9 protein-coding genes and 3 pseudogenes are annotated in these 21,639 nt (G+C 62.9%); 3 read left to right on the top strand and 9 right to left on the bottom strand.

Annotation, left to right across the window (positions count from 1 at the left end):
• Positions 1-156: 156 nt before the first annotated feature.
• A pseudogene (locus tag NKJ73_RS27745) lies at positions 157-279 on the bottom strand (gamma-glutamylcyclotransferase); the annotation flags it as partial.
• Positions 280-452: 173 nt separating this feature from the next.
• On the opposite strand from NKJ73_RS27745, the pseudogene NKJ73_RS27740 reads away from it, so the two are divergent.
• Together NKJ73_RS27740 and NKJ73_RS27735 are read left to right on the top strand one after the other, a co-directional pair.
• Positions 453-1,230, top strand: a pseudogene (locus NKJ73_RS27740) (VOC family protein).
• Positions 1,231-1,385: 155 nt separating this feature from the next.
• Positions 1,386-1,779 (top strand): annotated as a pseudogene (locus NKJ73_RS27735) (DoxX family protein).
• 4 nt (positions 1,780-1,783) lie between these two features.
• Here NKJ73_RS27735 and NKJ73_RS27730 read toward each other — a convergent pair.
• Both NKJ73_RS27730 and NKJ73_RS27725 read right to left on the bottom strand, forming a co-directional pair.
• On the bottom strand, positions 1,784-4,225 hold the full coding sequence (locus tag NKJ73_RS27730; RefSeq protein ID WP_352571782.1) for a GcvT family protein: 2,442 nt from the start codon (positions 4,223-4,225) through the stop codon (positions 1,784-1,786).
• A gap of 82 nt (positions 4,226-4,307) precedes the next feature.
• Positions 4,308-5,846: a trimethylamine methyltransferase family protein gene (locus NKJ73_RS27725; protein ID WP_352571781.1), complete on the bottom strand. Its 1,539-nt coding sequence runs from the start codon at positions 5,844-5,846 to the stop codon at positions 4,308-4,310.
• 218 nt (positions 5,847-6,064) lie between these two features.
• Between NKJ73_RS27725 and NKJ73_RS27720 the strand changes: the two genes are divergently transcribed.
• Positions 6,065-6,655 carry a transglycosylase SLT domain-containing protein gene (locus NKJ73_RS27720; RefSeq protein ID WP_023675850.1) on the top strand — a complete coding sequence of 197 codons (591 nt, stop codon included), beginning with the start codon at positions 6,065-6,067 and terminating at the stop codon, positions 6,653-6,655.
• Positions 6,656-6,669: 14 nt separating this feature from the next.
• On the opposite strand, the gene NKJ73_RS27715 is transcribed toward NKJ73_RS27720, so the two are convergent.
• From NKJ73_RS27715 to NKJ73_RS27690, 6 genes are all read right to left on the bottom strand, one after another.
• On the bottom strand, positions 6,670-9,090 hold the full coding sequence (locus NKJ73_RS27715) for a dipeptide ABC transporter ATP-binding protein (protein ID WP_352571780.1): 2,421 nt from the start codon (positions 9,088-9,090) through the stop codon (positions 6,670-6,672).
• A 63-nt stretch (positions 9,091-9,153) separates the two neighbouring features.
• Positions 9,154-10,311 (bottom strand): ABC transporter permease, encoded by a 1,158-nt coding sequence (locus NKJ73_RS27710; protein WP_023675848.1) that lies wholly within the window; start codon positions 10,309-10,311, stop codon positions 9,154-9,156.
• Positions 10,312-10,322: 11 nt separating this feature from the next.
• Positions 10,323-11,357 (bottom strand): ABC transporter permease, encoded by a 1,035-nt coding sequence (locus tag NKJ73_RS27705; protein WP_023675847.1) that lies wholly within the window; start codon positions 11,355-11,357, stop codon positions 10,323-10,325.
• Positions 11,358-11,578: 221 nt separating this feature from the next.
• Complete coding sequence (locus tag NKJ73_RS27700) at positions 11,579-13,231, bottom strand: ABC transporter substrate-binding protein (RefSeq protein ID WP_023675846.1); 1,653 nt, start codon at positions 13,229-13,231, stop codon at positions 11,579-11,581.
• Between the two features lie 261 nt (positions 13,232-13,492).
• A complete protein-coding gene (locus NKJ73_RS27695; RefSeq protein ID WP_352571779.1) occupies positions 13,493-19,543 on the bottom strand; it encodes a translocation/assembly module TamB domain-containing protein in 6,051 nt (2,016 codons plus the stop codon).
• Positions 19,543-21,468: an autotransporter assembly complex protein TamA gene (locus NKJ73_RS27690; protein ID WP_352571778.1), complete on the bottom strand. Its 1,926-nt coding sequence runs from the start codon at positions 21,466-21,468 to the stop codon at positions 19,543-19,545. The genes NKJ73_RS27695 and NKJ73_RS27690 overlap by 1 nt, the downstream gene beginning before the upstream one ends.
• Positions 21,469-21,639: the final 171 nt, after the last annotated feature.

Genomic DNA, 21,639 nt, shown 5'->3' with positions numbered 1-21,639 from the left:
TGGTCAATTTTCTGCGCAAACCGCTGAAAAGCCACGACTAAACATGACAAGTATACTCATGTTACCAAAGCCGCCGACAGGGAAGCTTGGCCATAGCGGCACTGCCGTTGCTGGACTGAGTGGTCAGCCTGGTAAGCTTAGCGTTGGTTTTGATCACCGAAGGCAAAGGGCCCTGAAGTCTTCGTCCGTCAGCTGCGTCCAGCTGCCATCGGGGCCGGGATCGGCCTCCTCCTGATGGCACAGCGCGACAAGTTCGGAAGTGAGCGACATCCGGCGCATGGATCAACAACCCCTCGTTGACTGCGAGCAAAGTCGAAAACCGCAGGGCGCGCAACCCGGTAACATTTCCAATTTGCCGTCATCTTTTTTGGTTGGCTGTCGGATTTTCGTCGTGAAGATCGTCCTAGAATGGATCGCGCATGATCGATGTACAAACCGCAAGGAGCACGACAATGCCACAGTCCCCCATGCCCTTCTTCTGGTACGAGCTGATGACCACCGATCTCGACGCCGCCGAGGCGTTTTACACCTCCGTGGTGGGCTGGAGGGGGCAGCCTTTCGAAGGGGCCCAGGGCATGCCGCGCTATATCGTCATGAATGTCGGCGAGCGCGGCGTCGGCGGGTTGATGACGCTGCCCCGATGACGCGCGCAAGATGGGCATGCCGCCGGCCTGGGTCGGTTATATCCTCACGAGGGACGTCGATGCCGCAACGGCCTCCCTCAAGAAGGCTGGTGGCGCGGTTCACCGCGAGCCCGACGACATTCCTGGCGTCGGCCGCTTCGCCGTCGTTGCAGACCCGCAAGGCGCGATGTTCAACTTCCTGCAGCCCAGCGGCCCCGACCAGCCGCCGCTACCGTTGGCGACCCCCGGCAACATCGGCTGGCATGAGCTCTACACGTCAGACTGGAAGGCGGCGTTCGATTTCTATTCCAGCCAGTTCGGCTGGGAGAAGGGCGACGCCATGGATATGGGTCCGATGGGCGTCTACCAGCTTTTCGCCTTCGACGGCGAGCCCGTTGGCGGCATGATGAACAAGCCCGAGCAGATCCCGGCGCCGGTCTGGCAGTTCTATTTCAACGTGCCCGGCATCGACGCGGCAGCCAAGCGCGTCACCGACAATGGCGGCAAGATCCTGATGGGTCCGATGGAGGTCCCCGGCGGCAGCTGGATCGTACAGTGCACAGACCCGCAAGGCGCGCACTTTGCTCTGACAGCGCCCGGGCATTAACGGCCGCGCTGATCGCGGGGCCGCCATCGTGCGGCCCCAAGGCTGCAGCACGCCTCACGACTCATTCACCGACAGTTGAATGCAGGCCGGACTATGTGAATGGTCCGGCCTTTGGCGATGACCTATGGCCGGGCTAGGTGAAAATGGAGTCGTAGATGAAGCTTTTCGAAGGCCTCGCCGGATATCAACCGTTCGCCCTTGCCGCCTTGCGCATCATCACGGCGCTGCAGTTCAATTGAGCACGGCACCCAGAAACTGTTCAATTTCCCCGTCGGCGACCATGCCGGCACCATGAGCGGGCTATCGGCGACCGCGGCCATCCTGGAATTCGGAGGCGGCATCCTGCTGGTATTGGGGCTTTTCACCAGGCCGGTGGCATTCCTTCTCAGCGGCGAGATGGCGATCGCCTATTTCATGGCGCACATGCCGCGCGACTTCTTCCCGGTCAACAATGGCGGCGATGCGGCAATATCGTTCTGTTTCATCTTCCTCTATCTGGTGTTCGCCGGCGCCGGCGCCCTGGCGCTGGACAACCGCCGCGGTGCCTGAAACGTCACCCACGCATCCGCTCGAAATTCGCGTCGAACAGCGGGATCGGCTGCATGCGCGCAGCGTGGCGTTTGCCCAGAAGCTCAATCTCGAAACCATCGGCCTCATCGGCGATCTCTTTCGGCACATAACCGATGGCGACGGATTTTTTGGAATGATGTGCGTAGCCGCCTGACGTGACCCAGCCACGCACCGCACCGCCGTACCAGATTGGCTCGTCGCCGATGACGTCGGCATCGACAGTATCGACGACAAAGGCCCGCAGCCGCAGTCTGCCGCCTTGCTTGCGCTCGGCCAACGCCGCCTGCTTGCCGATGAAATCGGCTTGCTTGCCGTAGGCGACGAAGCGGTCGAGCCCGGCTTCCAACGGTCCATAGATCGGCCGGTATTCGCGCGCCCATGAGCCGTAATTCTTCTCAAGCCGCAATGCGTTGAGCGCGCGCGAGCCGAACAGGCCGATGCCGAATTCCTCCCCCGCCGCCATCAGCGCCTGATAGGCGGCGCGCTGATATTCCGGCGCGACCCAGATTTCGTAGCCGAGATCGCTGGTGTAGCTGACCCGCCCGACCAGGCATGGCGCCATGCCAATGTCCATCTTGCTGATGGCCATGAACGGAAAGGCCGCATTCGACACGTCCGACCGTGTGACCTTTTCAAGAAGGTTCCGCGCGCTCGGCCCGGCGATCGACAAGCCGGTGAGTCTTTCTCCTAGCGCCTCGATGCTGACAGAGCCGTCCTTCGGCAGATGCGCTTCGAACCAGCGCATGTGGTAGTGCTCGGCGACGCCGGAGCCGGCCAGGAACCAATCGTCACTTTCCGAATTTGGACTGCCGAGATTGGCCAGCGTGAAATCGCCAATCAGCCTTCCGTCTTCCTTCAGCATCGGCGCCAGCGTCATGCGGCCGGGCCTTGGCAACTTGCAGGCAAGCAGGCGGTCGAGCCAGGCTGCAGCGCCCTCGCCGGTTACTCTGTATTTGGCGAATGACGAGATTTCCGAGAGACCAACGCCTTCACGAACGGTCTTGACCTCATTTGCGACATGCTCGAAATCGCTCGAGCGCCGCCAGGAGAATTCGTCCTTGACGCCTTCGGGCGCGTACCACAGCGGCACCTCCAGCCCATAGGCGACCCCCCATTGCGCCCCTTTGGCCGACAACAGGTCGTAAACCGGTGTCGTCTTGAGCGGCCGGCCGGCCGGTAGTTCCTCGTTCGGGAAGCGGATCGAAAACCGCCGCGAATAGTTTTCGCGCACCTTGGCATTGGTGTAGGCCATCGTCGCCCAGTCACCGTAGCGCGACACATCCATCGCCCAGATATCGGCGCCGGGATCGCCTTCGATCATCCAGTTCGACAGCGCCAGCCCGACGCCGCCACCCTGCGAGAACCCGGCCATGACACCACAGGCCACCCAGAACCCCGGCAGGCCGCGCACCGGCCCGACCAGCGGATTGCCGTCCGGTGCGAAGGTGAAGGGCCCGTTGATGATCTGCTTGATGCCGGTGTTCTGGAAGGCCGGGAAATGCCGGAAGCCGACCTCCAGCGACGGCGCGATGCGGTCGATGTCGGGTTCGAGCAGCTCGTGGCCGAAATTCCATGGCGTTTGGAACTCGGACCAAGGCTTGTTGGCCTTTTCATAAGTGCCCATCAGCATGCCGCCGCGCTCCTGGCGCAAATACAGCTCGCCGTCGAAATCGACGGCATGGATGATTTCGGAACCAGTCTTCTGGTTCCAGGCGGCGACTTCCGGCATGTCCTCGGTGATCAGGTACATGTGCTCCATCGCCAGCACCGGCAGCTCCAGCCCGACCATGCGGCCGACCTCACGCGCCCACAGGCCGCCGGCGTTGACGACATGCTCGGCCACCACCTCACCCTTGTTGGTGATGACACGCCACAACCCGTCGGCGCGCCGCAAGATGTCCTCGACCTTGGTGAAACGCTCGACCTCGGCACCAAGCTTCCTGGCGGCCTTGGCGTAGGCGTGGGTAACGCCGGACGGATCGAGATGACCGTCCTCCTTGTTGCGAACGGCGCCTACGAACTGCTTGGGATCGAGCAGCGGCATCAGCTCGGCCGCCTCGTTTGGCGATATCTCCTCGAGCTCGATGCCGAGATAGCGGCCCTTGGCGACGACACCGCGCAGCCAGTCGAGCCGCGCCTCGGTCGCCGCCAGCAAGACGCCGCCGGTCAGATGCACGCCGGTCGCCTGGCCGGACAGTTCCTCGATCTCCTTGTAAAGCGAGATTGTGTATTTCTGCAGCTTGGCGACATTGGGATCGCCATTGATGGTGTGCATGCCGCCGGCGGCGTGCCAGGTCGAGCCGGAGGTCAATTCATCGCGTTCCAGCAGCACAATGTCAGTCCAGCCGTGACGGGCCAGATGGAACAGCACGGAGCACCCGACAACGCCACCGCCGATAACCACGACCTTTGCATGCGATTTCATGGGATTCTCTCTGACGTCAACGAGTTGGATGGGAACGATGAATTCGGGGAGGAGGAGCCCCACGAGCGCGAGCCTTCGATCATCACGGCTCGCTTTGCCCGATCGCTTCCTTGCGCTTGGCCACGTACGCCTCCAGCGCTTCGCGCCTGGAGATTTCCATCACCGGCTCGACATAGTCCTCCAGCGCCTTCTTCCAAAGCCTCGTCGCCCGCGCCGTGGCATCGAGCCCGCCAGCCTCCTGCCAGGCCTCGAAATTTTGCCAGTTGGACAGCATCGGCTGGTAGAAGGCTGTGGCGTAGCGCTCCAGCGTGTGCGGCTCGCCGAAGAAATGGCCGCCGGTCGGAACCGCACCCAGAGCCTCGACAGCAAGCTCGGCCTCGTTGACCTCGATCGGGCGCAAAAACTCCATCATGTGCTGGATCATCTCGACGTCGATGATGAACTTTTCGAACGACGCTGTCAGTCCGCCCTCTTGCCAGCCGGCGGCATGGTAGACGAGGTTGCCATGGCCGAGCACCGCGCCCCACAGCGCCATCAGCGTCTCATAGGCGCCTTGCGCGTCGGCGGCATTGGAAGCCGAGCCCGGCGTTGTGCGATAAGGCAGGTTGTAACGCCGCGCCAACTGTCCGGACGCGATATTCGCCTTGGTGTTTTCAGGCGTGCCGAACGCCGGCGCTCCCGATTTCATATCGACATTGGAGGTGAAGGCGCCATACATCACCGGCGCGCCGGAGCGGACGAGCTGCGTCAGCACCACGCCGAACAGCGCCTCGGCATTCTGCTGGGCGAGCGCGCCGGCAAGCGTCACCGGGCTCATCGCCCCCATCAGCGTGAATGGCGTTACCGCCACCGACTGGCCGAACTCGGCCATCGTCATCAGCCCCTCGGCCATCATCTCGTCGAAGCGGCGCGGCGAATTGACCGAAATGATCGTGGTAACGCCGGGATCGTCGCGCATCTCGTCAAGCGTCAGTCCGCGCGCGATTGCCATCATTTCGATGCCGTCGAGCGCCCTGCCGCTGCCGATGGCCGAGACGTGAAAGCTTTTGTCGGTCAGTGTCAGATTGGCGAAATAGGTGTCGAGATGACGGGAATTCGCCGGCAATTCTACCGGCGCGCAGACCTGGTTGCCTAGCATGTGGATGCAGTTGAAATGCTGCGCCAGCCGGACGAGATCGGAATAATCGCGCAAATTGCCGGCACGGCGGCCGCGCTCCATGTCGTGCACATTCGGCGGCCCGGCGACGAGCGTGAAGTTGATGGTATTGCCGCCGAGGTGGACGGCATGGGCGGGATTGCGCGGCGTCAGCGTATAGCTGGACTGCGTCGTCTTCAGCGCTTCCTCGATCATGCCGCGATCGATGCGGACGTTCATCGTTGCATGATCGACCTTGGCCCCGGCCTTCTCGAACAGCGACAGCGCCCGCGGGCTCATCACCTCGATGCCGAAATTCTCCAAGATATGCATCGACGCCTGGTGGATCGCCTCGATCTGGTCGGCCGAGAGCATCGCCATCGGCGGATAAGGGTTTGTCACCCGCCTGAGCGGCAGTTGCGGGATGGCGGTCGGTCCCCTGTTGCTGGTTCGCTCGGCGCCGCGCTTGCGTCTTGGTTCGCTCATGCCGCGCATCAAAGCGCCGGCACGAGGATCGAGCTGTCAAGAATCCGCCACCTGCGGGCGTGATTTTAGCCAAGGCGGCATTCCGGGAATTTCACATCGGTAAAAGCGACAACAAACGTCGGAATGGTTATACTTGTTCCGCGTCAGGCAAAGCGGCCGATGAGCCGTTAAGGAACGCAGCAAGATTCCTTTTATGTTTTCGGCCTAATGCTCTTGCAATGCGTAGGTTGAGTTTTAGTAAAATTGTAGCGATTGCCGTGCCGCTGGCGCTTTCGGCCTGCGCGACGCCGCCGAACCACATCAACGATGTCTGCGCCGTTTTCGACCAGAATGACGGCTGGTTCGACAATTGGCAGGCGGCGGCACAACGCACCGAGCAGAAATACGGTGTGCCGGTTCCCGTGCTGATGGCGACGGTGCGCAAGGAATCCGGCTTCAAGAGCAACGCAAGGCCGCCGCGCACCAAGCTGCTGGGCTTCATTCCCTGGAAACATATCTCCAGCGCCACCGGCTTCTCGCAGGCGCTCGACGGCACCTGGGCGCAATACCAGAACGAGACCGGCAGCTGGGCGGCGCGCCGCACCCGCTTTGCCGATGCCGTCGATTTCGTCGGCTGGTATCATTCCAAGACCGCCGAGACCCTCGGCGTCGCCCGCAACGACACCTACAATCTGTATCTCGCCTACTATCTCGGCTGGAATGCCTATAAGCGCGGCAATCGCGGCGACGCCGACGTGCAGCGCTATGCGCATGCCACCGAACAGATGGCGCAGGACTACGCCGCGCAGCTACGGCAATGCGCGCCCTAGCCTATTAACGGCTCTCAGCCGCCCTTGGGTTTGCGCGGCTTGCGCGTGGCGTCCTCGGCCTGTCGGCCGTCGCCGACAGTCGGCGGCATGATTGGTGCCACCTGGCTGTCGGCAGAGCTTGAGGTGCCGGTCTCTGAAACCTCGTCGCGAACCTCGTGACGGCGGGCTTTGGCGACCGCTTCGGCATTCTCCACTGCCTGACCCTCGGCATCGGCTTCAACGCTGCCAGTCTTTCCATGCGGGCGCTTGGGCGGATCTCCGGCAAAGCCAGGGCCAACACCGTGGTTTGCATCATCCGGCACGCCCTCATTCGCGGCGTGCTCCTTGTCGAATTTGATCACCGGCTCCATTTTCGCCAGCACGTCGTCGGACAGCCAGCACAAGCTCATATGGCCGTCGCCGAGATTTTTGACTGGCGGCACCGTGGTTTCGCAAAGGTTGTCCGGCACCAGTTTCTTGTAGCCGCAGCGCGTCTGGAACGGACAGCCGGACGGCGGGTTCATCGCCGAAGGGATGTCGCCCTCCAGCACGATGTGCTTCTTGACCACGCTTGTGTCGGCGATCGGGATCGCCGACAGCAATGCCTCGGTATAGGGGTGATAGGGCGGCGCGAATATCTGGTCGGTCGTGCCTTGCTCAACGATATAGCCGAGATACATGACGACGACGCGGTCGGCGATGTAGCGCACCACGGACAGATCGTGGCTGATGAACAGCATCGTCGTCTTGTTCTTGCGCTGGATGTCCATCAAAAGCTCGGTCACCGCCGCCTGCACCGACACGTCGAGCGCCGAGACCGGCTCGTCGGCCACCACCACCTTGGCGTCGCCGGCAAAGGCACGCGCAACGCCGATGCGCTGTTTCTGGCCGCCTGAAAGCTGGCGCGGCTTGCGTGTCTCGAATGCCCTCGGCAGCTTCACCAGGTCGAGCAATTCCAGCATCCGCTTGCGGCGGTCGGCCACCGAGTCGCCGACATTGAACTTTTCCAGCGTACGGATGATCTGCGAACCGACCGAATGGCTGGGATTGAGCGTGTCGAACGGATTTTGGAACACCATCTGGATCGATGACACCGTGTCGACGCTGCGCTTCTCGATCCCGGTCGACTGGATCTCCTTGTTGCCGAGCTTGACGCGGCCGGAGCTTGCCGTTTCGAGGCCGAGCAGCACCTTGGCCAGGGTCGATTTTCCGCAGCCGGATTCGCCGACGATAGCGACGGTCTCGGATTCGCGCGCCATGAACGAGATCGTCTCATTGGCCTTGACGACACGGCCCTCGCTCGAGCCGAACACTTCGCTGCCGCCGACCTTGTAGTACTTCCGGAGGTCTTCGATCTGGAGCACCGGCGCACCGGGCACCACCCGCTCGTTGACCTTCTTGGCGCCGGGTGGCAGCGCCTCCCAGTCGATCTCGTTGAAGCGCACACAGCGCGAGAAATGCCCGTCATGGCCTTCGACCGCGATCATCGGAATTTCGGCGGCGTTGCAGACGCCCTCGACGAAATGGTGGCAGCGCGGGCCGAAATTGCAGCCCTTCGGCCGCTCGTGCGGTAGCGGCAACTGCCCCGGGATGGAGATCAGCGGCCGCGAATTTTTGTCGGCGCCCGGCAGCGGGATCGAGCGGAACAGGCCTTGCGTGTAGGGATGGCGCATCCGGTCGAAGACGTCCTTGATCTTGCCGGTCTCCACCGCTTCGCCCGAATACATCACCGTGATGCGGTCGCAGGTCTCCAGGATCAGGCCGAGATTGTGCGACACGAAGATCATCGAGGTGCCGAACTTCTCGCCCAGCCCCTTGACCAGGTCGACGATGCCGGCCTCAACCGTCACGTCGAGCGCTGTGGTCGGCTCGTCGAGCAGAAGCAGCGCAGGCTTCGACAGCAGCGCCATGGCAATGACGATGCGCTGCTGCTGGCCGCCGGAAAGCTGGTGCGGGTAGGAACGCATGATGCGCTCGGGATCCGGCAGCTTCACCGCGCGCACCATTTCCAAGGCGCGTTTGTAAGCTTCGTCCTTCGACACCTTGTCGTGGATCAGTGGCACTTCCATCAGCTGCTGGCCGACCTTCATCGCCGGGTTAAGACTGGCCATCGGTTCCTGGTAGATCATCGCGATCTTGTTGCCGCGGATAGCTCGCAGTTCTTCGTCGGACAGTTCTCCCATGTCCTTGCCCTGGAATTTGATCTTTCCGCCAACGATCTTTCCGATGTTGGAGAGGTCGCGCATGATGCCCAGCGACACGGTCGACTTGCCGCAGCCGGATTCGCCGACAATACCCATCGCCTCGCCGGGCATGACCGTGCAGGAAAAATCCATGACCGCCGGGATTTCGCCCTTGCGGGTGAAGAAGGAGATCGACAGGTTCTCGATCTCGATGATCGGCCCATTGGTCGGCCCATTGGTCGGCTTGGCGGGATTTCGAACTGCCTCATTCATGGGTCGCTCCAATCCTTGTTCTTCAGGCATGTCGGGCCGAACCCGGCATCGATCTTCCCGGCATCAATCTTTCATAGACTGTTCGCGCAACGAATCCGCCAGGAGGTTGAGGCCGAGCACGAACGACATCAATGCGATCGTCGGCGGCAGCGCCGGGTGGATGAAGGAGCGCAGCAGCCGGCTGGCATCCTTGATCGCCGTGCCCCAGTCCGGGCTTTCCGGCGCCAGTCCCAGCCCGAAATAGCCGAGCGTGCCGAGCAGGATCGTGGTGTAGCCGATGCGCAGGCAGGCGTCGACGATCAGCGGCCCGCGCGCATTGGGCAATATCTCCCACAGCATGATGTACCAGGGCGATTCACCGCGCGTTTGTGCCGCCGCAACATAGTCGCGCGTTTTGATATCCATGACCAGGCCGCGCACGATGCGGAACACGCCGGGGCTGGAGGCGAACACCACCGCCACGAAGATGTTGAGCTGGTTGGGATCGATGTGGATGATCTTGAACGGATCGGCATCGAAGACAAGGCCTGCATAGATCCAGCCGCCAAGTACCAACGTCAGGCCAAGCAGGATATAGAGGCGGTCGGGGCGGTTCTTGTAGCGCGTCCAGAACAGCACACTGAAGAAGATGATCGGAAACAGGAAGAACAGCCCTGCCATCGCGTAGGGGATCGGCGTGTCCATGATGCCCGGCGTCACCAGCAGGTAGAACAGGAGGATCACCGGGAAGGCCAGCACAAGGTTGGCGAGGAAGGACAGCACCGTATCGATCTTGCCGCCATAATAGCCGGCCGGCAGGCCGAGCGTAATGCCGACCATCAGCGCAAAACCGGTCGCCGCCGGCGCGATGATCAGCACGATCTGGCTGCCATAGACCATGCGCGAGAACACGTCGCGGGCGAGCTTGTCGCCGCCGAAATAGTATACAAGTTTCGACGCCGGCTCGATTGCGCCCGGCAGCGCGTCCTTCATGATCGGCACTTGGGCGAGCGGATCGAAGGGCGAGATGGTCGACGCGAAGATCGCCGTAAACAGCCAGAACAGGCAGATGCCGACGCCGACGATGCCGACGCCGCTGTCGAAAAGCTGGCCGTAAAGGCCTAGCTTCTTCTTGTAGCCGAAGCTCGCCCCCATCACCAGGGCGAGAGCGATCCAGACCGGCCAGAAGCGGGTAAGCACGCCGAGTACGACGTTGAAGGCGCTGAGATATTCGACCTGCATCCGCCGGTCTCCTATTGAACTCTGATGCGCGGATTGAGAAACGCGTAGCCGACATCGGAGATGAGCTGTGTGATCAGGACGATAAACACCGAGACCAGCGAGCAGCCGAGCAGAAGATCGATGTCGTTGTTGCCGGCGGCCTCGACCAGCGTGTAGCCGAACCCCTGGTAGCGGAACATCACCTCGACGATGACGACGCCGGTGAGCAGCCAGGGGAACTGCAGCATGATGACCGTGAATGGCGCGATCAGCGCGTTGCGCAGAGCGTGCTTTATCACCACGCTGCCGAAGGAGAGGCCCTTCAGCCGGGCGGTTCGGATATATTGCTGTGTCATCACCTCCACCATCGAGGCGCGGGTCATGCGAGCGATGTAGCCGATGCCGTATATCGCCAGCGTCATCACCGGTAAGGTGAAATTATAGAAGGTGATGCCCTGGCTGGCCGAGGCCGCCGAACCGTTCAGCACGCCAAGCCAGGAGGCAAAGATCACGGTGAAGATAACGCCCGAAACATATTCGGGCGTCGCCGTCGAGGCGATCGAAGCCACCGACAATGTGCGGTCGGTGCGTGAACCCTCGCGCATGCCGGCGAGAATACCGATCAAAAGCGAGATCGGCACCATTACGGCCAGCACGCAGAGCATCAGGATGCCGGTGGCGCTGAGCGCCGGAAAGAGTTTCGAAGCGACCGTCGTCTTGAACTTGGTCGAGCAACCGAAATCGCCTTGCAGGATGCCGGAGAATGTCGGCACGACCGGATCGTTGCAGAAGGAGAAACGCTGTGCGGGCTTGCCGGTCGCCGGGTCGGTCACCGGCTGCTTGGGCATGATGCCCAGCCATTGGCCGTAGCGGATAAAGAAATTCTGCCGATAGCCATGGTTGACCAGCCAAGCCTCAAGCTGCTCGGCGGATGTGTGCATTTCGGTCTGGCTGATCGCGAGCTTCTTCAGATTAGGCCCGAGATTGACCAGGAAGAAGACGATCATCGTCAGGCACAGCATCGTCAATGCCATGGTGCCGAGACGCCTGATAACGAAAGAAAGCATGGCGGTCCCCTGCCGGTCGGGTTGGGGGGTGGAACCGGTTTGCAAGCCGTGCGCTGCCGCCAGCGGCAGAACAAGCCTTCAGACCAGTCCCAGATGCAATACCCTTTTTATTGCAGACCCAGGCCGAAGAGTCCGCAACTTTTTGCTGCGCCGACTTCCGGTCCAAGGACCATGCAAAGAGCGAGGGAAAGGGGCGAGACGCCCCTTTCCGGATCGTCCGGTCAGGCCTGCTCGAGCCAGACCTTGCCGTAGTCGCGCTCGAAGGTCGGGTGCATCTTGTAGTTCTGCACCGCCTTGACCGAATGGCTGTAGAGCTTGCGCCAATAAGGCTGGATGATAATGCCGGAATCCTGCAGGATCTGCTCGATGTCCTTCATCATTTCCTTGCGCTTGGCTGCGTCGGCAACCGCGAGCGCAGCGTTGAGCTTGGCATCCCACTCCGGATTCGACCAAGCCGTCTCATTCCAGGCTTCACCGGTACGATACCCGATCGCCAGAACCTGGACGCCGAGCGGCCGCATGTTCCAGTTGGTCATCGACAGCGGATACTTCGTCCAGTCGTTCCAGAAGGTCGAACCCGGCAGCACCGTACGTTTGACCTTGATGCCGGCGTCGCGCATCTGCGCGGCGATCGCATCGCCTGTGTTCTTGTGCCAGTCCTCGTCGACCGTGATCAGCTCGTGCTCGAAATCGGCCTGGCCGGCTTCCGCCATCAGCGCCTTTGCCTTCGCCGGGTCGCGAGCAACCTTCGGCAATTCGTAGTATTCCGGATGGATCGGGGCGACATGGTGGTTCTCGGCAACCGTGCCGGCATTGCCGTAGCCGAGCTGGAGGACGACAGCGTTGTCGACCGCGAGCTGCAGGGCGTTGCGAACCTTCTGGTCGCCGTAAGGCTTGTTGGCCACATTGGTGCGGCAGACGATCGTCGAGGCGGTGACGACCTCGGACTTCGCCAAGTCCATGCCGTCGAGGATCGACACATAGTCGGCCGAGGTTTCGAAATTGGTGTGCACTTCGCCTGCTTCGAAAGCGCTGACCATCGCCGCCGGATCGGTGCCGTAGTCGATGAACTCGATGCCGTCGAGGAAGACGTCACCATCCCACCATTTGTTGTCTTCGCGGCGCTTGTAGACCACTTTCTGGCCGACATCGTAGGAGACCAGCTCGAACGGCCCAGTGCCGATCGGGCAGGACTTGAAGTCGCCGCCTTTTTCGTCGAACGTCTTGTGGACGATGAGGCCGGGATAGTCGCACACGTTGGGAATGAGGGCGATATCCGGCTTGCTGAGCGTCAGCTTGATCGTGTGGTCATCGACCTTGGTCACCGCGCTCTCATCCAGCTTGTCGTCCTTGACCAGCGAACCGAGGCGACCCGGCATGGAATTGCCTTCGGCCTTCTTGTCGGCCCAACGCTTGAGGTTGAAGATGACGTCGTCTGCGGTGAACGGATCGCCGTTGTTCCAGGTGACGCCTTTGCGCACATGCAGCGTGTATTCGGTGGCGTCGTCATTCACGTCCCAGCTCTCCAGCAGATAGGGGCGGAACGTGTATTCGGTGGTGTATTTGACCAGCGGCTCGAGCGCCTGGCGCTCGGCATTGGCGATTTCCGACCAGTCGGACTTGCGCGGATCCTTCGGATCCTTAATCCATTGCGCGACCTTCAGTATCCCGCCTTTCTTGCCCTTCACCTCTTCCGCCTTGGCCGGCGTCGGGTCTGCAAGGCCAAGCATGCCATAGGCCATCGCCGTCGAGGCGCCGAAGACGCTGGCGAGAGCCAGAAATTCGCGACGATCCATCTTGCCTGCCTTGGCATCTTCGGCCATGGCCAGGATGTGATCGGGAACGCGGTCGCCGTTACTCTTGTAGATCGTCATGACTAACTCCCATTGTTGGCTTTCTGCCTTTTAACATTCCGCATCCGCGCCATGATGTCAAAGACGGCACGGATTGGGAACATGCCAAGGAATGTGCAACTTTGAAAGCAGGGCGGTTCGCGCGATAACGACAGTCTTGGCGCAAATTTGCTACTGCGCCAGGGATTTCGTCTGAAATCTCAACGGGCAATTAAACTGGGACATTCGCCGCTGCGCCGCTCGTTCTTCAGGCAACCAGTTGTTCTGCGCGAACGGCCGGTTTCAATATTCCCGTTCGTAGAAAACACCGCCTTTGGCTTCGCCGGCGTCGGTTGCCTCGCCACGCAGCTTGACGCCGCGCCCAACGTCGAGATCGACGGTTGCCTTACCCGAGCCCGGCCTGTCGCCCTTCTGGATCGTCACATAGGTACGGTCGTTGAGATACTTGCCCGCCGAGACGGCGGTGCCACCCTGTTCATCGGTGATTACGTCGAGATCGTCGACGCCGATTGCGCTGCGCAGGTTCTGCAGCAGGGAGGTCGAGCCGCCGACGCCGGCCAGTTGTCCGGCAGCCTCGGCAAGCTGCGCGATCTGCAGCGGCGACAGGTTCGACATCGAACGGCCGAAGATCAGCTGCGCCAGCACCTCATCCTCCGGCAACGCGGGTACCGAGGAGAAGGTGAATTTCGGGTTGTTCGCCTCGCCCGACACCACGATGGTCACGGTGGCGCTGGTCGTCTTCGATTGCGCCGTGAGATTGAGGTAGGGCACCAGAGAGCCGGAAAAGCCGACGGTGCCTTCGGTGAAGGTCAGCCGCTTGGCAAGGATCGTCAACCGCCCGCGCCGCAAGGTGAAGGTGCCGACCGCCTGGGGTGACGATGCCGGGCCGGTCAGCCGCAGCGAACCGCCGAGCTCGGCGTCGACACCCCTGCCCTGGATGAAGATCTGGCTCGGCGCATTGACTGTGACGTCGAGATTGAGGCCGCTGCCGCCGCCACCGCTGCTTGCAGCGGCCGGGCGCAACGCCTTGTCCTGCGCACGTACGGCGGCCGGCGCATTCTTGTGCTTGACGTTGAGCTCGGCCAGCGAGCCGGGCAGCTTTTCGGGTACGGTGATGACGGTCTTGGCCAAGTTGACGGTACCGGAAATCACCGGCGCGGAGATGAGCGGTCCCTTGACGGTCAGGTCGCCGCCAAGATTGGCAGTGACCACCTTGCCGTCGGTATAGCGGCCGTCGACGAGCTTGATCGACAGATCGGCTGGAAAACCCTTAGCCGGATCGATGCCGACGGTGCCGCTGGCCGAAAGGCTGCCGCGTGTCGACAGCGTGCCGGTCAGGCGATTGATCCTGGCCACGCCATTGCCGATAGCGACATCGGCAGTGATGTCGTTGATCGCAAGCCCCGAGCGCGCGTCGAGCAGGCGGGCGCCTGACGTGCGGACCGTGCCTGAGATCACCGGCGACGTCGCCGGGCCGCGCACCTGCACATCGACGTCGGCCGTGCCGCTCAGGGACAGGCCTTGCGCGGCGAGTGTCCTGGTGAGGAAGGCGAACGGCACCTTGCCGGAAAAGTTGAGATCAAGGGTGGGCCCGCCTGATGTCGTCATCGTGCCGCCGCCCTTGAGGCCGAGGCCGGCGGCATCGCTCATGTTGGCGTCGAACGTCAGTCTGTTGCCCGAATACGTACCTGAGGATGAAACGCCCATGCCGCCGAAACCTGCACCACGGGTCTGCGACGTCTGAACGCCTGCGGCGTCGATCTTGAAGGCAACGGCCGGATTGGCCGGCGCGCCCGTCACCTTCACCGTGCCTGAGATGGAACCGGCGGCATCGAGGCCCGGCGAAAAACTGTTGGCTATCGAGATCGGGATGCGGGCCAGCGTCGCGTTGAGGTCGAACGCCTGCCCAGCCTTGCCCGTGACCGTCGCCGTGCCGCCGCCGAGGTTGAGCACCAGCCTGTCGAGGCTGGTCACTCCATTGGCGATGTTGATGGTCGAGGCCTGGGCGATGGCCGCCTTGATGCCGCGGATGGTCGCCTCGCCGGAGGCAAGTTCGACCGTCGTCGTGCCCTTGACCGCCTTGACCCGGCCGGCCGCCCTCAGCGGAATATCCTTGACGGTGGCGCCACCGGAAAAGCCGGTCCATTCGCCGTCGCGCTTGAGATCGACGTTGACGCCCCGAATAGCCGTGCCGCCGGAAGTTACGCTGTCGGCACGGATTTTGCCCGAGATCACCGGTGCCGCCAGATAGTTGGCGATCAGCGCGTCGATGCTCACGGCCTTGGCCGAGACATCGCCGCGCGAGATCGAGGCCGTCGTCGCCTTGACGGCGACTTGCGGCACGGTACCCGCCTTGGAGAAGGCGATCGTGCCGCGCACATCGCCATCGGCCTTTTCCAGTGCCAGGGCCGCAAGCGGACCGATATCGGGCAGGTCGAGCGCCACGGTGCCGGCCGGCAGGAAGGCATCGTCGAGCGCCAGGTCGCCGGAGATACGGTTCTTGCCGAGCGACAGCAAAAGTCCATTGATGGCGCGTTTGCCGTCCGATGTCGCCAGCACGGCGCTGCCCTGCAGCGGTTGGCCGCCGACATTTCCGGTGAGTTGCACATTCGCAGCCGGGTTGGCGGCATCAGCCTTGCCGGTGGCAGTGAGCTTCAGACCGGTGATCTCGCGCGCCGCGACCGAAAGCCTGTCGCTGTTGATACTCAGCGACAGATCCGGCGCGGTGCTGGCGCCTTGCGCATTCAGCGCGAAAGAGATGGCGCCTTTGGCGTCCTTGGATAGCAGCGAGACGTCGCCTAGCGCGCCTTTGACGTCGGCGCTGAGCTTGTTGTCGGCAAGGCTCGCCTGGCCGTCTGCCGTCAGCGAACCGGACGACAGCCTGACGGTATTGGCGGTGACATTGCCATTGGCGTCCCGCTTCAGCGCGGCACTGAATTGCGTTCGCTCGGCGAGCACGCCACGTACCGACCCCGGCAGTGCCGCCGAGGCGGCGTCCGCCTTGACATTGAGGGCGATGGCGCCGTCGGCCAGCGAGACCCGCCCGTTGAAGCCGCTGTTCAACGCGTCGCTGGTCACCGTGCCGCTATCGATGACGATGGCATCGGCGGCAAGGCTGCCGGCGAGTTTGGCGGTGACCTTGCCGGCGATCAGCGGCGCGATAGTCGGATTGTCGAGGCCGATTTTTTCGGCAGTCACGGTGCCGGAGATCGGCCCGCTCCGGGCTTTCACGTCAAAGCGATCGGAGTGCAGCGCAAGCGTGATGCCCTCGATCTTAGCCAGATTGGTGGCGGCCGATGGCAGCGTCGCGGAAATGTCGAGCTTCGGCTGGGCGCCCTGCCCGGCCGCCGTTAGCGATATCGCCTGTAGCTCGAGCTTGATCGGGCTCTCCTTGCTGCCAAGTGACAACGGCAGGCTCGGACCGGTAGAGGCCAGGTCGAGCGAAAAATCGCTGGCACCGTTCGGATTGATGGTGCCGGCTGCCTTGCCGGAGATTTTCTCGCCGGCAAGCGTCGCCTGCTCGATGGCCAGGCCGCTGGCCGACGAGAAACGGCCTGCCGCGTCGAGATCCAGCGGCCCGAGGCCAGCCTGCCGGGTCTGGCTGGTTTCGGCGCCGCTGAGGCGGGCGGTGAAGCGAATATCTGGGGCAGCCGACGATCCGGTGACCTGCGCGGTGCCGCTGAGCGCGCCGACGGCATCGAGACCCGGTGAAAAATCATTGGCAAGCGCTGCCGGCACCGCCGACAAGGTGGCAGCGAGATCGAGCGTCTGGCCGGCCGTACCCGACACGGCAACCGAACCACCGCCGACACCGAGCGCCAATTTCTCTATGCTCACCCTGCCATTGGCGATTGTCAGCGCTGATGGCTGCGCGACAGCTGCCTTGATGCCGCGGATGGTCGCCTCGCCCGAGGCAAGCTCGATGCTGGTGGTGCCGTTCGCAACCCTGACCCGCCCGGACGCGCTGGCCGGAATGCCGGCGACCGTGGCGCCGCCGCTAAAGCCGGTCCAGTCGCCATCGCGCTTCAGGTCGACATCGATGCCGCTGATCACCGTGGTTCCGGAGGTGATCGTGTCGGCCTTGATCTTGCCGGCGATTGCCGGTGCTTTGAGATAATTGGCGACCAGCGCGTTGACGGCGATTGTCTTCGCCGCCAGTTCGCCGCGCGAAATCACGGCGCTCGTCGCATCGATCGCGACCGTCGGCGCTCCGTTGTCGTTCGCAAAGCGGATGGTGCCGCGCACGTCGCCGGCTACCGACTGGCCCGCGAGTGCGGCCAGCGGAGCAATATCGGCGGCATCGAGGGTCAACGTGCCGAGCGGCAGCAGGTTGTCGTCGAGCCCGAGGTCGCCGGAGACCTTGTTGTCGGCTAACGAGACGGCAAGTCCATTGATGGAGCGCTTGCCGTCGGTTGTGACCAGCGATGCCTTGAGGTCGAGCGGCTGGTCGTCGACCGAGCCGGTCAGCGAGACATCGGCGGCGGGACTGGCGATATCGGCCTTGCCGCTCGCGCTCAGCTTGATCTGCTTCACCGCATGGCCGGACGCCGTCAGGCTGTCGCTGTTGGCCGAAACCGAGAAATCCGGTGCGCTGCGCGCGCCGCTTGCGGTAAGCCCGAAACCGACGGCGCCGCCGACCTTGGCGCCGACCAGCGGCGACAGCACCGACACGTCGCCCAGCGTACCCTTGATATCGGCCCGGATATCGGTGCCTTGCGCACTGGCGGTGCCGCTGGCGCTAAGCGTGCCGGAGGTGAGTTGCAATGCGTTGGCGGCGAACGCACCGTCCGGGTCGCGTGTCGCGGTTGCGGAAAACTGCACGCGCTCGCCGAGAACCGAGCTGATTTGCGGCGGCAGCGCCGTCGAAGCCGCGTCGGCATTCATCTTGAGCGTCATCGACAGATCGGCAAGCGCCACTGTGGCTGTTACGGACGCATTGAGCGCGTCGCTGCGTAGCGTGCCTTCGTCGACGACAATCTGTTCCTTGCTGACGGAGCCGGCGAGACCGGCGCTGACCCTGCCCGTTATCAGCGGCGCCAAAGTCGCGACGTCGGTGTTCAGGCCGGCCGCCGTCAGCTTGATGGTGACCGGCCCGCTACGGTTCTGGATGTCGAAACCATCGGAATGCACTTGCCCGATCAGGTCGTCCACCCGCGTGCCGCCCGCCACCACCGAGACCAGCGACGCGCCGATATCCACCATCGGCGCCTTGCCATCGCCGAAAGCGCGGGCCGTGGCATCCTTGATTGCCACGGTTATCGGTTGCGCCTCGCTGCCGAGGCTGAGCACGATCGGCGGCCCCTTTGCGGCGAGCTTCACCGAAAGGTCGCTGGCGCCGTTCGGATCGACAATGCCGGCGGCGGTCGCGTGCAAGGCGCCGCTGTCGATATTGGCGCGCTCGACATCGACGCCGCCGGCCGCGGTCGCCGTGCCGGCGAGGTCGAAGCTGGTCTTGCCGGCAAACAGCGGTTTCAGGGTTTCGGGCAGGAAGCGCTCGAATTCGCCATCGCCGTTGGCCTCGACATAATGACCCTTGTCGGTGAGCTGATGGCGACCGGTAAGCTGGGTGACGATCCGGCCGTCGACAACGAAGGTCCCGATGCCATTCCAGTTGGCGAGCGGTCCGGTGCCGGAAACGACAATGTTGACCGGCGGCGCGCCCGGCAGGTTGAGCAGGTTGGCGATGATGCCGCCGGCCGGCTCGGATGCCTTAAGGTCGAGGTCGAGCTTGTTGTCGGCCGGCGCGAAATGGGCTTTGGCGTCGACCGTGCCTTGCTTGCCGTCGTGGCGAACGATGTTGAGGTTGGTCTCGATCGCCAATGGTGAGGCGTCCGCCTTGAGCGCTCCCTTGGCTGCAAGTTCGGCGACACCGCTGCCGGCCAGAGCCTGCCCGAGCGCGATTTCGGGAAGGTCGAGTTGCCTGACGTCGATGGAAACCGGCAGCGTCGTCGCTCCGCTTTGGCTCGACTGTGTATTGGCCACCGGCAGCCTTGCCAACTCGATACGCTCGGCCCCAATGCGATCGGCGCTGAAGCTCTTCGACAGGAGTGCCAGCGGCGACCAATCGACGGCCACGTTGCGCGCCACCATCCAGGCGCCTTCGCGATCCTCCAGAACGACATGATCGACCCTCAGCGCGCCCGACCAGATACCGTCGATGCCGACGACAGTGACCTTGCGATCACCGGTCGAGGCCATGGTCGAGATGATGCCGGCAAGGTTTTCGCGGCCGCGCTCGGTTTTGGTCAGCACGACGAGCGCCCCCACCGCCGCTGCCACGACGATGAGCAGCGTGTAGAAAAGGATACGGAGGATGCGCCTGAATATTGCCATCAGAATGCCTGGCCGATGCCGGCATAAATGCCGAAATGAGGATCGTCGGGGCCGCGGTTGAGCGGCACCGCCGCGTCGACGCGCAGCGGCCCGAACGCCGTCAGATAGCGCAAGCCTACACCCGCGCCGACCTTCATGTCCGAAAAATCGGGGACCTGCCTGGTCGACACCGTGCCGGCATCGACGAACGGCACGACGCCGATCTTGTCGGTGACGGCGATGCGCATCTCGACCGAGGTCTCGAAGAACGAAAGCCCGCCGATCGGCTCTCCATTGCTGTCCTTCGGGCCGATGCCTTGATAGGCATAGCCGCGCACCGAACCGCCGCCGCCTGAGTAGAAGCGTCGATCTGCCGGAACATCTTGAAGACTGGCGCCGATGATAGAGCCGATGGCGACACGTTCGGCGAAAACGAATTTCGAGGCCGAATCGAGTGACTGGTAGGCCGACCCCTCGCCCTTCAGCTTGACAAACGCAGCCCCGCTCAAAATGTCGTAGCTCGGCTCGCCATAGGCCAGCACCCTGAAGCCCCGGGTCGGATTGAGCTTGCTGTCGCGATTGTCGTAGACATATTGCAGTGGAATGCTGGCGATCAGATAGGTGTGCTTGCCGAAAGCGTCGTGGATCCTCGAATAATCCAGCGCGACTTGCGCGGAAACCGTCTGCTTCTTGTCGAGTTCGTAGGATAGGCCGGTGCTGCCCTTGACCGAGAAATGGTCGTAGGCGTCGGGGTGCTCCAGCACGGTATTGACGCTGGCAATGAACTTCGACGCCGGCCCGACCACGCCCGGCTTTTCGAACATGACGCCGGCATTGTAATTGAGCTGGGTCAAGTCGTTGCTGCCGATGCCGCTGATCTTGCCGTCGATGCGCAGCTTTTCGGCGCGGCCAAACAGATTGCGGTGCCCCCAATAGCCTTCGAGGCCCAGCCCCTCGGTGTTTGAGAAGCTGCCGCCAATGCCGAAATAGCGTGGCTTGCGCTCGCTGACCTCGACACCGATCGGGATGTTGCCCTCGGCGTCGAGCGCGTCGGCTTCCTTCACCGTCACGCTGTTGAAGACCTCGAGCCCAAGCAGCCGGTCGCGCGCGTCGTCGATCTCATCGGGCGAATACTGGCGGCCGCGCTTCAGGCCGGTCATATATTCGGTGAAGTCGCGGTCGACCTTTTCGGTGCCCTCGACAGTGGTGTCGCCATAGCCGGCGACCGGGCCGGCCGCGACGGCAAGCGTCACGTCGAGCGTCGAACCGGCGTGCTCGGCGACGATCTCGCGGCCCGTCACCTTGGCCAGCGGCCTGCCTTCTTGCTTGAGTGCCCGCACGATCGCCGCCTCGGCCTTGAGCACGGCGCCCGAACTGGCGTCACCGCCGGCGATCAGGCCGAAATCGGCACTTGCCAGCCCCGCCGCATCGCCTTCCAGTCTGATGTTGCCAAGCGTGAATTTCGGCCCGGCTGCTATGCTTATCACCACCGGTATCGGCTGCGGACCCGAAAACTCGGCATCGGGCGGCAGATCGTCGAGCGGCTTGCCCTGAATAGTGATGGTGACGACACCCTCGTAGCGGGCGTCAGTGTAGAGTGCGGCAACAAGTTGCTCACGGTCACTGCGCGCCTTGGCCAGCAGGCCGAGAGAACCGGATACCGGGTGTTCCTCGTCGGCCTTCAGCGCCGAGGCGTTTTCGAGCTTCTCGGCGAGATCCTTGTCGGCGTCCGGCGCCTCGATCGTCACCGCATAGCGCAGCGGGTCGACGATATCGGCATCTTCGTCTTTGGATCCCCACAGCTTGATGCCGAAAATCTCGAAGGCTGCCGCACTTCCGGTTTCGGCAACAAGTGCCGTAGAGCACAACAATGCGAAAAGCAGGGCGCGCGAAAGCGCGCGCCGTGGCGCGGTTCCTCCCGACATCTGCCTTTCATACGCCGGCATTACGCTCCTAGCCTAGCTCGCAAACCTAAAATTGGAATGAAGTTCTGAAGCACTCGTAAAGGGGCCACAATCCAATTGCTGAAATAGACAGGGCTTGGAACTCACACCTTCTGCGTCGCCGCAAGAAAGCGTGATCCCCTGTCCTATGGAGCTACTACCGGTCACCGGCCG

This window comes from Mesorhizobium sp. M0074 (assembly GCF_040322975.1).
GTDB lineage: Bacteria > Pseudomonadota > Alphaproteobacteria > Rhizobiales > Rhizobiaceae > Mesorhizobium.
The sequence above is the reverse complement of the archived record's forward strand: the minus strand, read 5'-3'. Positions and strand labels throughout refer to the sequence as shown.

Bases quoted from the DNA above. Each gene is read 5' to 3' on its own strand.
- NKJ73_RS27730 (WP_352571782.1), bottom strand. From the start codon at position 4,225: ATGAAATCGCATGCAAAGGTCGTGGTTATCGGCGGTGGCGTTGTCGGG.
- NKJ73_RS27725 (WP_352571781.1), bottom strand. From the start codon at position 5,846: ATGAGCGAACCAAGACGCAAGCGCGGCGCCGAGCGAACCAGCAACAGG.
- NKJ73_RS27720 (WP_023675850.1), top strand. From the start codon at position 6,065: ATGCGTAGGTTGAGTTTTAGTAAAATTGTAGCGATTGCCGTGCCGCTG.
- NKJ73_RS27715 (WP_352571780.1), bottom strand. From the start codon at position 9,090: ATGAATGAGGCAGTTCGAAATCCCGCCAAGCCGACCAATGGGCCGACC.
- NKJ73_RS27710 (WP_023675848.1), bottom strand. From the start codon at position 10,311: ATGCAGGTCGAATATCTCAGCGCCTTCAACGTCGTACTCGGCGTGCTT.
- NKJ73_RS27705 (WP_023675847.1), bottom strand. From the start codon at position 11,357: ATGCTTTCTTTCGTTATCAGGCGTCTCGGCACCATGGCATTGACGATG.
- NKJ73_RS27700 (WP_023675846.1), bottom strand. From the start codon at position 13,231: ATGACGATCTACAAGAGTAACGGCGACCGCGTTCCCGATCACATCCTG.
- NKJ73_RS27695 (WP_352571779.1), bottom strand. From the start codon at position 19,543: ATGGCAATATTCAGGCGCATCCTCCGTATCCTTTTCTACACGCTGCTC.
- NKJ73_RS27690 (WP_352571778.1), bottom strand. From the start codon at position 21,468: ATGCCGGCGTATGAAAGGCAGATGTCGGGAGGAACCGCGCCACGGCGC.